This is a genomic window from Kitasatospora sp. NPDC059160, from assembly GCF_042755465.1.
Lineage (GTDB): Bacteria > Actinomycetota > Actinomycetes > Streptomycetales > Streptomycetaceae > Kitasatospora.
The window spans coordinates 17,067-31,048 of sequence record NZ_JBHZCN010000060.1 but is presented as its reverse complement, the minus strand read 5'-3'; the positions used below and the strand labels follow the sequence as shown (position 1 = coordinate 31,048).

11 protein-coding genes are annotated in these 13,982 nt (G+C 74.9%); 3 read left to right on the top strand and 8 right to left on the bottom strand.

Going from position 1 to position 13,982, the window contains the following annotated elements; all coding sequences use genetic code 11:
* Positions 1–72 precede the first annotated feature (72 nt).
* The 4 genes from lipB to ACFXOZ_RS24740 form a co-directional block, all read right to left on the bottom strand.
* A complete protein-coding gene (gene lipB / locus ACFXOZ_RS24755; RefSeq protein ID WP_375892690.1) occupies positions 73–855 on the bottom strand; it encodes a lipoyl(octanoyl) transferase LipB in 783 nt (260 codons plus the stop codon).
* 148 nt (positions 856–1,003) lie between these two features.
* Positions 1,004–2,923, bottom strand: coding sequence for a helix-turn-helix domain-containing protein (locus ACFXOZ_RS24750; RefSeq protein ID WP_375892594.1), 1,920 nt, complete (start codon positions 2,921–2,923; stop codon positions 1,004–1,006).
* 187 nt (positions 2,924–3,110) lie between these two features.
* Positions 3,111–4,466: an MFS transporter gene (locus tag ACFXOZ_RS24745; RefSeq protein WP_380592718.1), complete on the bottom strand. Its 1,356-nt coding sequence runs from the start codon at positions 4,464–4,466 to the stop codon at positions 3,111–3,113.
* Between the two features lie 147 nt (positions 4,467–4,613).
* Complete coding sequence (locus tag ACFXOZ_RS24740) at positions 4,614–5,375, bottom strand: 3-hydroxybutyrate dehydrogenase (RefSeq protein WP_375892590.1); 762 nt, start codon at positions 5,373–5,375, stop codon at positions 4,614–4,616.
* 310 nt (positions 5,376–5,685) lie between these two features.
* Between ACFXOZ_RS24740 and ACFXOZ_RS24735 the strand changes: the two genes are divergently transcribed.
* Positions 5,686–7,587 (top strand): regulator, encoded by a 1,902-nt coding sequence (locus tag ACFXOZ_RS24735; RefSeq protein ID WP_375892588.1) that lies wholly within the window; start codon positions 5,686–5,688, stop codon positions 7,585–7,587.
* A gap of 28 nt (positions 7,588–7,615) precedes the next feature.
* Here the strand turns inward: ACFXOZ_RS24735 and ACFXOZ_RS24730 are convergent, their stop codons facing one another.
* The 3 genes from ACFXOZ_RS24730 to ACFXOZ_RS24720 all read right to left on the bottom strand — a co-directional run bounded on the left by ACFXOZ_RS24730 (position 7,616) and on the right by ACFXOZ_RS24720 (position 11,557).
* Entirely contained in the window at positions 7,616–8,836 is a 1,221-nt protein-coding gene (locus ACFXOZ_RS24730) for a cation:proton antiporter (protein WP_380592716.1), read from the bottom strand.
* A gap of 138 nt (positions 8,837–8,974) precedes the next feature.
* Positions 8,975–10,306: an NAD(P)/FAD-dependent oxidoreductase gene (locus ACFXOZ_RS24725; protein WP_380522744.1), complete on the bottom strand. Its 1,332-nt coding sequence runs from the start codon at positions 10,304–10,306 to the stop codon at positions 8,975–8,977.
* 345 nt (positions 10,307–10,651) lie between these two features.
* On the bottom strand, positions 10,652–11,557 hold the full coding sequence (locus ACFXOZ_RS24720; protein ID WP_380592714.1) for a TIGR01777 family oxidoreductase: 906 nt from the start codon (positions 11,555–11,557) through the stop codon (positions 10,652–10,654).
* 65 nt (positions 11,558–11,622) lie between these two features.
* Between ACFXOZ_RS24720 and ACFXOZ_RS24715 the strand changes: the two genes are divergently transcribed.
* The gene (locus ACFXOZ_RS24715; protein WP_375892580.1) at positions 11,623–12,123 is read left to right on the top strand and encodes a GNAT family N-acetyltransferase; all 501 of its coding nucleotides are present in this window, start codon (positions 11,623–11,625) and stop codon (positions 12,121–12,123) included.
* Between the two features lie 109 nt (positions 12,124–12,232).
* A complete protein-coding gene (locus ACFXOZ_RS24710; RefSeq protein WP_380522742.1) occupies positions 12,233–13,321 on the top strand; it encodes a DUF2510 domain-containing protein in 1,089 nt (362 codons plus the stop codon).
* A 37-nt stretch (positions 13,322–13,358) separates the two neighbouring features.
* On the opposite strand, the gene ACFXOZ_RS24705 is transcribed toward ACFXOZ_RS24710, so the two are convergent.
* Positions 13,359–13,874 carry a DUF4240 domain-containing protein gene (locus ACFXOZ_RS24705; RefSeq protein WP_380522785.1) on the bottom strand — a complete coding sequence of 172 codons (516 nt, stop codon included), beginning with the start codon at positions 13,872–13,874 and terminating at the stop codon, positions 13,359–13,361.
* Positions 13,875–13,982: the final 108 nt, after the last annotated feature.

The following is a 13,982-nucleotide window of genomic DNA, read 5'->3' as shown; positions in this document are numbered from 1 at the left end:
CGCAGGGCAACACGGCTACCGGCCAGTAGATTCCCAGTGACTGGGGGGAGCCCGGCGTGCTCCCGGAAGACTTCAGCCGCTGAGCGAGCGACTGAGCGCCGGCTCCGGCAGCTCGGCGAAGACGGCCTGGAGGTGCCGTTCGACCGACGGCAGCGCCTCGCTCACCGGGAAGTCCCGGCCCAGCTCGCCGGCCAGCGAGGCGACGCCCGCGTCCCGGATGCCGCACGGCACGATCTTGTCGAAGTACGTCATCTCCGGATCGCAGTTGAGCGCGAAGCCGTGCATGGTCACCCCGCGGGCGACCCGCACTCCGATCGCGGCGAGCTTGCGGTCGCCGCCGCGCTGCCCGGCGTTGGACGGCGCGTACTCGGGCCCGGCCAGTCGCGGGTCGATGCCCAGCGGCAGGCCCATCCGCAGGGTCAGCTTGCCGATGTCGACCACCTCGGCCGGGTCCACCACGGCGTCCGGAATGTTCTCGCCGAGCACCCAGACCCCGCTGCGGCCCTCGACCCGGGTGGTTCCGATGCCGAAGTCGGCGGCGGCGCGGATCAGCGCCTCCTCCAGCCGGCGGACGTAGGCGATCACGTCGATCGGGTCGGGCAGCTTGACGATCGGGTAGCCGACCAGCTGGCCGGGGCCGTGCCAGGTGATCTCGCCGCCCCGGTTGACCTCGACCACCGGGGTGCCGTCCAGCGGCAGGTCGGCGGGGTTGGTGCGCTTGCCCATGGTGTAGACGGGCGGGTGCTCCAGCAGCAGCACGGTGTCGGGGATCTCGTCCGCGACCCGCAGCGCGTGCAGCCGCTGCTGTTCCTCCCACGCCTCCTCGTACGGGACGACGTGCTCGCCTATGCCCATTCGAACGAAACGTACGTTCTCGCTCACCGCTGCCGCTCCTTGCCAGGCGTTCGAGACCAACCTCGCCACTGTACGCCCACGCCCGCGTCACCCGTTCGGCCGCGCCCCCACCCGCCTCCACCTGCCCCCACCCGCCCCGGCACCCCTGTCAGCCGCCACCACCCCCGGCCAGCAGTTGCAGGCGCAGCGCCAGCTGCAGCTCCAGCGACCGCTCCGGCTGGTTCCAGCCCCCGCCGAGCAGTGCCTCGACCCGGTCCAGCCGCTGGACCACCGTGTTCACGTGGACGTGCAGCTCGTCCTTGGCCCTGGTCAGGCTGCCGCCGCAGTCGAAGTAGGCGCGCAGGGTGCGGACCAGCTCGGTGCCGCGCTTGGCGTCGTAGGCGAGCAGCGGGCCGAGCGCGCCGCCGACGAAGCCGTCCACGTCGTGGCCGTCGCCGAGCAGCACCCCGAGGAAGCCGAGCGCGCCGGCCGAGGCGCCCTCCCCGGCGCGGCCGAGCACCCGCAGGGCCCGTACGCAGCGCAGGCCCTCGTCGTACGAGGCGGCCAGGGCGGCCGGGCCGGCGGCGGGGCGGCCGGCGCCGACGGTGACGGCGAAGCCCGCCAGTCGGGCCAGCCGTTCGGCGGCCCGCCGGGCGGTCTGCTCCGGGTCCTCGGCGCAGCCCGGGGCGACGGGCACCAGCAGTGCGACCGCCTCGCCGTGCTCGGCGCTGACGCCGCGGGAGCCGAACAGGTACCGCCGGGCCGCGCCGGCCAGTCGCCCCCGGTCGTCGCCGTCGCGGTCGGCGGGTTCGGCGGCCAGCGCCAGGTGCGGCCGGGCGAGGTCGACCCCGAGCCGGCGGCCGCGTGCGGTGAGCCCGGCCGGGTCGCGGTCGGGGGCGGTGAGCAGGTCGGTGAGCAGTTCGCCGCGGACCCGGTTCTCGGTCTCCGCGACCGAGCGGCGCAGCAGCAGGACCAGCGCGGTCACCACGCCGGCCCGTTCGAACAGCCGCCGGTCGGGGTCGTCCAGGTCGGGCCGGCCGCGCAGCACCAGGGTGCCGAGCAGGTCGTGCCCGGCCAGCACCGCGCACACCCAGAGCCCGTCGTGCCGCACGGACCGGCCCTCGGCCCGGGAGGCGGCCACCGCGTCGGCGAGTTCGGCCGCGGCGGCGGGCGGTCCGGCGAGCGGTTCGCCCTCGGCGTCCAGGACGGTCGTCTCCCCGTCCAGCAGGTGGGCGACGGCGGCGGCCACGTCCGACACCTCGGCGCCGCGCAGCACCAGGTCGGTCAGCCGGTCGTGGGCCTGCTCGGCGCGCTGGACGGCGGCGGAGTGGGCCCGGACCAGCTCGTTGGCGGCGTTGAGTTCGGCCAGCGCGGCCCGGGTGTCGGCCAGCGCCGCGGCGGTGTCCAGGGCGATCGCGGCGTGCGCGGCCAGGGTGCAGAGCAGCGCGACCTCGTCGGGGGAGAAGGCGCGCGGCGAGCGGTCGGCGGCGAACAGGACGCCGATGACGTCGCCGCCGAGCAGCAGCGGTACGCCGATGATCGCCACCAGGCCCTCGTCCAGCACGCCCGCGTCGATCGTGCCGGTGTGGTGGAAGCGCTCGTCGGCGCGGTAGTCGGGGGTGGCGTAGGGGCGGGCGGTCTGGGCGACCAGCCCGCCGAGGCCGTCGCCGAGGCTGAGCCGCAGGGTCTGGAACAGGACGGAGACCGAGCCGTCGGTGACCCGCATGTAGGTGTCGCCGGCGGCCTCGTCCGGCAGGGTCAGGTAGGCGGTGTCGGTGCCGAGCAGCATCCGGGCGCGGCGGACGATGGCCTGCAGCACGGTGTCCAGGTCCCGGGACGCGGCGAGGTCTCCGGCGGTGTCGAACAGTGCCGTCAACTCGGCTTCCCGGCGCCGGTGCTGACGCAGGGTGCGGTGCACCCGCAGGGCCTGCCAGGTGGCGTCGTCGATCTCGGCGAGGACGCCGGCCGGCGCCCCGCGGCGGCGGGCGTCGGCCAGCACCTCGGCGAAGTCCTCGGTGGCGGAGCCGGAGGCGAGCAGGTCGAGCAGCCGTCGCAGCGCGGGCGCGGCGCTCTCGTCGGGGCGGTTCATCCGGTCATCCGGGGTGGTTCATGGTGCGGGCCGCCAATCGGCGTCGGTTCCGTCGGTGCCGAGGAATCGCGATGCTATCGGCTCGCCGTCCAGGCCATTCCGTCCGTGCCACCGCGTTCAGGCCACCGCGCTCAGCCACCGCGTCCATGCCACCGCGCTAGGCCACCGCGTCCCCAGGCCACCGCGTTCAGGCCACGGCGGGCTTCCCGACCGCCGCACCGTCCGGCGACGCCTCCTCCGCGACCTCCGCCAGGTCCTGCCCCCTGGTCTCCCGCGCGCACAGCACCGCCAGGACGGTGACCGCCGCCGCGATCGCCACGTACACCGAGACGGGGGTGGCGCTGCCGTAGTCCTTGAGCAGCGCGGTCGCGATCAGCGGCGCCGGCGCGCCGGCCGCCACCGAGGCGAACTGGGCGCCGATGGAGGCCCCCGAGTAGCGCAGCCGGGTCGCGAACAGCTCGGAGAAGAAGGCCGCCTGCGGGGCGTACATGGCGCTGTGGAAGACCAGGCCGACCGTCACCGCGAGGACCAGCTGCCCGAACGAGTGGGTGTCCACCAGCCCGAAGAACACGAACGCCCAGGCCCCGACGCCGACCGCGCCCACCAGGTACACCGGTTTGCGCCCGACCCGGTCGGACAGCGCCCCGAACAGCGGGATCAGCGCGAACTGGATCGCGGAGCCGATCAGTACGGCGTTCAGCGCGCTCTGCTTGTCGAAGTGGGCGTGGGTGACGGCGTACGTCAGCACAAAGGTGGTCATCACGTAGTACGAGATGTTCTCCGCCATCCGCGCGCCCATGGCCACCAGCACCTCCCGCCAGTGGTTGCGCAACACCCCCACCAGCGGCGCCTGTTCGGCCTCCGGGCGGTTCGCGACCGCCTCCCGGAACAGCGGCGACTCCTCCACCGCCAGCCGGATCCACATCCCGACGCCGACCAGCACCGCCGACAGCAGGAACGGCACCCGCCACCCCCACGCCAGGAACGCGCTCTCCGACTGCACCGCCGTCATCAGCGACAGCACGCCCGCCGCCAGCAGGTTCCCGGCGGGCGCCCCGCCCTGCGGCCACGACGCCCAGAACCCCCGCCGCCGCCGGTCCCCGTGCTCCGACACCAGCAGCACCGCCCCGCCCCACTCGCCGCCGAGCGCGAAGCCCTGCACCAGCCGCAGCGCGGTCAGCAGCACCGGCGCCGCCGCCCCGATCGAGTCGTAGGTCGGCAGCAGCCCGATCGCGGTGGTCGATCCGCCCATCAGCAGCAGGCTCACCACCAGCAGTCTCTTCCGGCCGATCCGGTCGCCGAAGTGACCGAACACCAGCGCTCCGACCGGCCGTGCCGCGAACCCGATCGCGTACGTCAGGAACGACAGCAGGGTCCCGGTCAGCGGGTCGGTGTTGGGGAAGAACAGCTTCCCGAAGACCAGCGCCGCGGCCGTTCCGTACAAGAAGTAGTCGTACCACTCGATCGTCGTGCCGATCAGACTCGCGGCCACCACTCGCGGGAGTGAACTGGTAGCCGCCGTGCCACGTGCGGGGGCGTTCATGGTCACCACTTCCAGGTCCAGGGGGACGGGGACGATGTCGCCACAAGGTAGGGAGCCCGCGCCCGGCGGCCCATGTGGTCGACCCACACAGCCCGTCGGCCCGCTGTGGCCCTCCGCCCCATGACCGTTGTCGGTGCCGGCACCGGCTCAGTGCGCCGTCCAGCCGCCGTCGATCGGCAGGCTGGCGCCGGTGACGTAGGCGGCGGCGGGGGAGCAGAGCCAGAGGGCGAGTTGGGCGACCTCCTCGGGTTCGATGAGCCGCTTGACGGCGGTCCGGTCGAGCATGATCCGCTCGACCACCTCCTCCTCGGGGATGCCGTGGGCCAGCGCCTGGGCGGCGATCTGCTTCTCCACCAGGGGAGTTCGGACATACCCGGGGTTGAGGCAGTTGCTGGTGACCCCGTACGGGGCGCCCTCCAGGGCGACGGTCTTGCTGAGGCCCTCCAGGCCGTGCTTGGCCGTGACGTAGGCGGACTTGAAGGCGCTGGCGCGCAGGCCGTGGACGGAGGAGACGTTGACGATCCGGCCCCACCCCCGCTCGTACATGTGCGGGAGGGTGCGGCGCAGGATCCGGAACGGGGCCTCGACCATCACGCGTTGGATGAGGGTGAAGCGTTCGACCGGGAACTCGTGGACGGGTGCGACGTGTTGCAGGCCGGCGTTGTTGACCACGACGTCGGCGTCGGCGGGCAGGGCGTCCACGGCCTCGGGATCGGCGAGGTCGGCGACGATCGCGCGCCCGCCGATCCGGTCCGCGAGCTCCCGGGCCGGGCCGGCCGCGAGGTCGACGACGTAGACCCGGGCGCCGGCTCCGGCGAGGGCTTCGGCGCAGGCCCGGCCGATGCCCGAGGCGGCTCCGGTGACCAGGGCCGTGCGGCCGTCGAGCGGGCGGGCAGTAGAGGTGTCCATGGCCGAGAACGGTAGGAATCCGGCGTCGCCGCTCCCATGTGGCGGGCCGACACAGCACCGCGGCCTGTCATGGCGTCGACCACCACCGACGCCGGTTGACGGTTCGCCCCCGTACGGCCAAACCCACCCTGGCCCCGCTTCCCCACAATGGGCGCGCTTGCTTCACCCGTTCGGAGGATTGGTCGGTCAGATCCACCCATAGCGCCCGAATGCTCGCTACATTCACGCCGATTCCCGACAGGGGGCGCCGCCCCGGGCGAGCCGAACTGCTGGTGGAGCCCGGTGCGACGTCCGAGAGGTGTTGACTGACATGTCCCAACGGCCTGCAACCGACAGCCCGGCGTACGGACCGCTCGACCCGCTCGGCCAGCGCCGAGGCCCGGTCGGCCGGGCCCTTCCGGACGCGCCCGACGCCCTGACCGCCGACACGCTGACCGCTGAACCGCTGACCGCCGACACGCTGACCGCTGACCCGATGACCGCCGACGCCCCGACCGCCGAGGAACTGCGACTGCCCGTGCAGGCCACACCCGCCCGGCACGAAGCCACCGCCGCGCCCGCCGCCCCAGCGACCACCAGCGGCCACGGCAGCCACACCGGCCACTCCGGCCCGACGCCGCAGAACGGCCAACTCGCCGCCCTGATCGAGGAGGCCGGCTTCTCGCACGCGGGCCTGGCCCGCCGGGTCGACCAGCTCGGCCTGGAGCACGGCCTCGACCTGCGCTACGACAAGACCTCGGTCACCCGCTGGCTGCGCGGCCAGCAACCCCGCGGCGCCACCCCGGCGCTGATCGCCGAGGTCTTCACCCGCCGCCTCGGCCGCCGCCTCACCGCCCAGGACCTCGGCCTGGACGCCTGCGCCCCGGTCTACGCGGGCCTGGAGTTCGCCGAGACCCCGCAGGAGGCGGTGGACATCGTGGCGAGCATGTGGCGCAAGGACAACGGCCCGCAGTCCGAACTGCGCCGGATCGCCTTCACCCCGGCCGGCCTGGTCGTCCCCAGCCGGGACTGGCTGATCGGCCGCACCGACGAACGGGTCGCCCGGGACGGCTCCACGCTGACCCGCCCGGACACCGCCACCGGTCCGCCCGGCACCGCCCCCGGCGCACCGGCGTCGAACGTGCCCGGCGCACCCGTCGCGGGCCCGGCGCGCACCCAGCCCGCCGGCGCCCCGGGCGCCCGCAGCACCGCCGGAACCACCGGCACCGCCGCCACCATCGGCCGGGTGCCCACCCAGAGCCGCCGCCCGCCCGCCGCCGTCGAACCGCCGTACACCGACCCGACCCGGGAGGCCCGCCCCGCCCTGCGGGTCGGCCGCGGCGACATCGCCGCCATCCGCGCCGTCGGGGACCTCTTCCGCGCGCTCGACCACGCCTACGGCGGCGGCCACGCCCGCCAGGCGCTGGTCCGCTACCTGGAGAGCGAGGCCGAGCCGATGCTGCGCGGCCGCTACGGCGAGCAGATCGGCCGCGCCCTGTTCGGAGCCGTCGCCGACCTCACCAGGCTGGCCGGCTGGACGTCCTTCGACATCGCCGCGCACGGCCTCGCCCAGCGCTACTTCGTCCAGGCGCTGCGCCTCTCCCAGGCCGCCGGGGACCGCGCGCTCGGCGGATACGTGCTGGTGACGATGAGCCAGCAGGCCGTCCACCTGGGCCACGGCCGGGAGGCCGTCCAGCTCGCCCGGGTCGCCCAGCAGGGCGTCGGTACCGCCGTCCCGCCGGTGGTCCAGTCGCTGATGCACGCCGCCGAGGCCCGGGGCCACGGCCTGCTGGGCGACGTCCGCTCCTGCACCACCGCGCTGGTCCGGGCCGAGCGGTCGCTCGCGGCCTCCCGTACCGGCGACGAACTGCCCTCCTGGGCGCGGTACTTCGACGAGGCCCAGCTCTCCGACGAGTTCGCCCACTGCTACCGCGACCTCCAGCAGTGGCGCACCTGCGCGCAGCACGCCGAGAAGTCGCTGCGGCTGCGCTCGCCCGCCTACGCGCGCAGCCGGATCTTCTGCCGGCTGGTGCTCGCCACCGCCCGGCTCGGCATGGGGGATCTCGACGAGGCCTGCACCATGGCCACCGACGCGCTGCGGGCGGCGGGGGAGATGCGCTCGGCCCGCTCGCTGGAGTACGTCCGGGACTTCCACCGCCGCCTCACCCCGTACCGGGGCAGCCAGGTGGCCCGGGCCTTCGAGGAGACGGCCCGCCAGGCGGGCGTGATCTGACGGAACCGGCCGTGCGAGGGCCGGGAGCTCACCAGCTCTCGGCCCGGACCCTCGGCCGCTCGGGGTCGGCGGCCGCCCGCCGCCCGCCCCGCACCCGCTGGGCCACCAGCGGGAACACCAGGACCGACAGCATCCCGGCGCCGACCAGCGCCGCCGCCGTCGAGGAGGGCAGGTGTCCGGCCTCCACCTCGATCGTAGTGATCACCACGACCAGCGGCAGCGCCGTCGACGCGTAGAGCCCGAGCGCGGCACGGTCGCGCCCGCCGAGCCCGGCCGGGGCGAGCAGCCCGGCCGGCAGGCCGCGTACGGCGAGGAACAGCAGCAGGAACACCGGGACGAGCAGCAGGGTGCCGGGGTCGTCCATTAGCGCGTCCAGGTCGAAGTTCATCCCGCTGACCACGAAGAAGATCGGCACCAGGAAGCCGAAGCCGATGCTCTCCAGCTTGGCCTCGATCACCTCCTCCTCGGCCCGGCGGATGTCGGAGAGCAGCAGCCGGGAGACGATCCCGGCGGTGAAGGCGCCGAGCAGCATGTCGAGGTCGAGCCAGAGCGCGGCCGCGACCATGACGGCCAGCACCAGGATCACCGCCCGGATCGCGAACTGCCCGGAGGTGCGCAGGGTCCGCTCGATCAGCCGGGTGGCCCAGGCCGGGCGTGGCCGGCGGGCGCCGAGCACGGCGACGGCGGTGATCACCGCGAAGGCGCCGAGGATGACCGCGGTCCGGGTGGGCGAGTTGCCGCTGAGCAGCACGGCGATCGCGATGATCGGCCCGAACTCCCCGACCGCACCGGTGGCCATCACCAACGAGCCGAAAGGGGTGGGCAGTTCGCCGGAGTCGCGGAGGATCGGCAGGATCGTGCCGAGCGCGGTGGTGGTGAGCACCAGCCCGGCGAAGGCGCCGTCCCACGGGTCCCGGTTGACCAGGGCGCCGACGCCGAGGGCCAGGACGAGCGAGACCAGCCACGCGGTGCCCGCCCGTTTCAGCGGGCCACCGCGCAGCTTGGCGAAGTCGATCTCGTACCCGGCGAGGAACATCAGTATGGCCAGGCCGAACTGGGACAGCGCGTTCACCAGGTCGTCGACGTGCGCCCAGTCCAGGACGGACGGGCCGATCAGCACGCCGAGCACGATCTCGAACACCACGGTCGGTACGGCGATCCACCGCAGCAGCCGGTCGGCGAGCAGCGGTGCGGCGACGGCTGCGGCGGGGATCAGGATCAGCGCCACCGGCTGGGCGGAGGCGCTCACCGGGCGGCCGGCCCGGCGGCCGAAACCGTTGGAACCATCCGATGAGTGATCAGAACGGTCATGCGAGGCATCCTGGCACGCCGTCGGTCTGTCACCCCGGCAGACCGCTGGCGTGTCCGCGCCCCCGCGGTGCCGGCCTCAGGCCGCCGCCTCGGCCTCCCGCGCCCCGGCCGGCAGCCCGAGGTCGCCGAGCACCGCCCGCGCCGCCCGCCGCCCGGACACCAGCGCGCCCTGCACGGTGCTGGTGTCCCGGTGGTCCCCGGCGACGTACAGCCCGGCCAGCAGCCGCACCGGGCGGCGGGGGTTGTGCGGCGGCGGCATCGCGGGCAGCGCGTCCGGGACGTGCCGCACGCTGAGGAACTGCCAGTCCGCCGTCGAGGCGCCGTACAGCTCGGCGAGCCGGGCGCGGACGGCCGGTTCCAGCCCGGCCGGACCGCCCGCGTCGAAGGAGCGCCGGCCGAGCACGGTGGTGGCGACCAGCGCCTGCCCGGCCGGGGCGTAGGACGGGTGCAGCTCGCTGAGCACCAGCGAGTGCGAGACCAGCGGCGGGTGTCCGTTCGGCCGGTCGGCGTCCAGCAGCAGCACGGCCTCGGCGAGCGGGGCGCGGTCGGCCGCGTGGAAGAAGGTGGTGACGGGGTGGAAGTCGGGCAGCCGGAGCCCCGGCAGCAGCTCGGCCGCGGAGCGGGCGTCGGTGGCGACCACCACGGCCTGGGCGCCGATCCGCCCGTGCGCGAGGGTCTCCACGCCGTCGGCGCCGATCGAGGTGACCTGCACCCCGGTCCGCACGGTGCCGGCGGGCAGCGCGGCGGCCAGCTGGGCGGGCACCGCCGCGATCCCGTCGGCGGGCAGACAGAGTCGGCCGCGGGCGTACGAGCGCAGCACCAGGTCGGCGATCCGGCTGCTGGTGCCGAGGGCCGGGTCGCCGAGCAGGGCGCTGAGCAGCGGGCGCAGGAAGCCGTCGACGGTGCGCGGGGCGAGGCCGTGGCCGGCCAGTGCGCGGGCGGCGGTGGTCTCCGGGCGGGCCTGCAGTCGGGCGGCGGGGGTGGTGGCGATCCGGCCCAGCCAGCTGCCGAGGCGGGCCTTGTCCAGCGGGCTGCCGAGCGGGGCCCGGAGGGCGGCCTGCCGGGCGGCGGTGAGCTGGGGGTCCCCGGCGCGGTAGCGGCGGCCGGCGCTGTGCACGAGTACGCCGGGCGCGAGCGGGCGCAGGTCCAGGCGGTCGAGGTCGAGCGCCCGGCGCAGTTCCGGGTAGGCGGTGTTGAGCAGGTGGCTGCCGTCGTCGAGGCGGAAGCCGTCGAGCTCGCGGGTGGCCATCCGGCCGCCGATCCGGTCGGTGGTCTCCAGGACCTGGACGGTGAGGCCTTGGCCGGTGAGCGCGCGGGCGGCGGCCAGGCCCGCGAGTCCGGCGCCGACCACGACGACGTCCGGGTCGGACGGGCGGCGGGCGCGGCGGGTGAAGTCGTACGTGGGCACTGGAGTGCTCCCTCCCTGGTCCCGGGGCTCCGGCCGACGCAGGCAGCGGGGTGCCGGGACACGGTCCGTGGAAGGTGATGCCCAGTCAGTGTGAGCATCAGACCGGTGCGGTGGACCGGATGCGGGGGTCGGGAGGGGTCGTGCGGCGCCGGGCGGGGGCGCGGTCACGGACAGTGCGCCGTGGCGGCCGGGTTACCGGGTCGGCGGGCGCGCACGGTCACCGGGGGCGTGCAACGCGCCCGTCGTGTGCTCCCGTGCGCCCCCTCCCGGAGCCCCGTCCGACCCCGCCCGGCATATGCCCCTGGCCAGGGCGAATGCCGTAGCGGGCCTACGCAGAACGAGGGGTCACAGCGCCGCCCGCACCGCCGAGTCCGGATCCGGGTGCGCGAACCGGAAGCCCGCGTCCAAGAGCCGCCGCGGCACCACCCGGTGGCTCCCGACCACCTCGACCGCCAGCTCCCCGAGCACGGCCTTCAACACCGCCTCCGGCACCGGGAACGGCGTCGGCCGCCCGAGCGCCCGCCCGAGCGCCGCGGTCAGCTCGGCGTTGGTGGCCGGCTCCGGCGCGGTGAGGTTGAAGGCGCCGGAGAGGTCCTCCCGGTCGATCAGGAACCGCAGCGCGGCCACCTCGTCGGCCAGCGAGAGGTAGCTCCAGTACTGCCCGCCGCTGCCGAGCCGCCCGCCCAGGCCCAGCTTGAACAGGGGGAACAGCCGCCCGCCCGCGCCGCCCGCGGCGGACAGCACCATGCCGGTGCGCGGGTGGACGACCCGGATCCCGGCCCGCTCGGCGGGCCGTGCGGCCGCCTCCCACGCCACGCACACCTCGGCCAGGAAGTCGTCCCCGGCGGGGGAGTCCTCGTCGATCACCCGGTCGCCGGTCTGCCCGTACCAGCCGACCGCGGAGGCGCTGACCAGCACCCGCGGCGGCTGCGCCAGCTCCGCGAGCGCCACCGCCAGCGTCTCGGTGCCGTACACCCGGCTCTCCCGGATCTCCCGCTTGTAGGAGTCCGTCCAGCGGCGGTCGCCGACCCCGGCGCCGGCCAGGTGCACCGCGGCGTCGACCCCGGCGAGCCCGTCCCGGTCGACCTCGCCGAGCAGTGGGTTCCAGCCGATCGCGGTGCTCCCGTCGGGCTGCGGCCCCGTCCTGGAGCGGTGCCGGACCAGCCGGACCACCTCGTGGCCGTCCGCCAGCAGGGAGCGGACGAGGGCCGAGCCGATCAATCCCGTGGAGCCCGTGACAGCGATGCGCATGGACCCATCCTCGCAGGACTTATCGCCTGTCACCCTTCGCACGCGCCCCAGTAGCATCACGCGGCATGACCCGCGAAGACGATCTGATCATCCGCCCGGCCCGCCCCGAGGACGAGCGCGGGCTCGCCGAGCTCGACCGCGCCGCCTGGTCCACCCTCTCCGACGTCGCCCCCGAGCCGCCCGTCGGGAAGCGGGTCTTCGACGAGGGCCACACCCCCGACCAGTTCCTGCTCGCCGTCCTGGACGGCCGGATCGTCGGCTACGTCCGCCAGGTCCAGGCGACCCCGCTGGCCGTCAACCGGCACGTCCGGCAGATCCAGGGCCTGGCCGTCGACGGCACGGTGCGCGGCCGGGGCATCGGCCGACGGCTGGTCGAGGCGGCCTGCGAGCACGCCCGGGCCCTCGGCGCCCGCAAGCTGACCCTCCGGGTGCTCGGCTGGAACGCCCCGGCCCGCCGGCTGTACGAGAGCTGCGGCTTCACGGTCGAGGGCACGCTGGCCGAGGAGTTCCTGATCGACGGGCAGTACGTGGACGACGTGTGGATGGCCCGCCGACTGACCGGCTGAGCCGCCCGTACCGTCACCCCTGCCGCCTGACGATCCGTCAGAACAGTTGCGGCGCAGTCGTGACGTACCTGCCTGTCTGGAGCGGCGCGGCGCCGGGTACCGTACGCCCGTGAGCAACTCGACGCCTCCCGGGTGGTACCCGGTCCCGGGTGCGGACGGCACCCCCGGTCACGAGCGCTGGTGGGACGGCAACGCCTGGACCGCCGAGGTCCGGCCGCTCCAGGCCCCCGGCGGACAGCTCGCCGACGCCCCGACCCAGGGCTGGCAGCCGCCCGCCGCGCAGCCGCCGCAGGCCGGCTACGGCTACCCCGCGCAGAGCGGCTCACCCGCCCCCGGCTACGGCTACCCGGCGCAGGACGCGGTCCAGTCGCCCGGCTACGGCTACCCCGGCCAGGGCCCGTACGGCGGCCCGCAGCAGTACCCGGGCCAGCCGGCCCACCCCGGCCAGGAGGCCTACCCGGGCGCCGGCTACGGCTACCCGCCGCCCGCCCCCGCGAAGAACCGCACCGGCGTGATCGTCGGCATCTCGGTCGCGGTGCTGGTCGTCGGCGGGATCATCGCCGGGCTCACGCTCAGCGGCGGCGGGAACACCAAGGCCGACCCGACCCCCAACCCCACGGTCACCGTCACCCAGAGCGACGGCCCCACGCCGAGCCCCACCCCGACCCGGAGCGCGCCCGCCCCCAAGCCCGTCCCGTCGGTCAAGAGCACCGTCCCGGACCCGCAGCACGCGATCACCGTCCCGGTCCTCGACGGCTGGGACGCGGCGACCAACTCCGCGCACTCCACCGTCTACCTCGGCAGTGGCCGCTACTCCTGCGCCGACGGCAACTCCTGCATCCGCGGCCAGTTCTCGATCGAGAAGGACACCGTCCAGGGCGACACCCCCAAGGGGGCCGCCGACGCGGCGATGCCGACCTACGCCGGGACGATCTTCTCCGGGATCACCTCGCACACCGACTCCGGTTCCGGCTACGTCTCCGTCGCCGGTGTGCTCGGCTACGCCACCCGCTGGCACGTCGGCACCTCGGACGGCACCCAGGGCTACGTCCTGCTGGCCGCCGTCCCGGCCAAGGGCGGCGGCTACGTGATCTTCGAGGGCGGCGTGGACGACGACCCGGCCGCGCCGGACCCCGCGGTGCTGGACCAGATCCTCAAGGGCATCAAGCAGGACGGCTCCGCCGGCAGCAGCACCTGATCCGACGCGACACCCCGCAGGGGGTGTCGGACACGCCCTAATCCCCGTACCGCTCCCAGAGCTTGGGGAAGCGCTTCGCCATCACGTCCGGGTCGTCGAAGTCCAGGAACGCCCCGGTCGGCCGTCCCGCCTGCCGCCCGCCCACCTCGGGCAGCGGCAGGCCGGTCAGCTGCTCGTACGCCTCGTCGGCGGCGAAGCCGAGGTCCTCGGCCTCGCCGTCCTCCTCCTCGTCGAACTCGGGCAGCAGGTCCGCCAGGTCGTCCGGTTCGACCAGCCCGCCCTCGAAGACCTCCCGGCCCTGGCCGATCAGCCAGCAGCGGAAGTAGTCGAAGGTGTCCTCCGAGGCGCCGTCCAGCAGCAGATGGGCCGCCCCCCACAGGTCGTAGCGGTAGGCGCGCTGGAACCGGGCCTCGAACAGCCGACCGAAGTCGATCACGTCGTCGGGGGTCAGCTGGACGAGGCGCTCCACCAGCCGCTCGGCCTGTTCGTCGGGATCGCCGTCGGCGGCCTCCCAGGTGTCGTCGATGATCTGCCAGAAGTCCGTCTCGTCCATCACCGCTCAAGCATCCCTTTTCCGTCGTCTCCACGCATGCCATGACCCGGCGGGAACCGCATCCCGGGAAGCGGCGGAGCCCCGCGCCGTCCGGGGACGACACGGGGC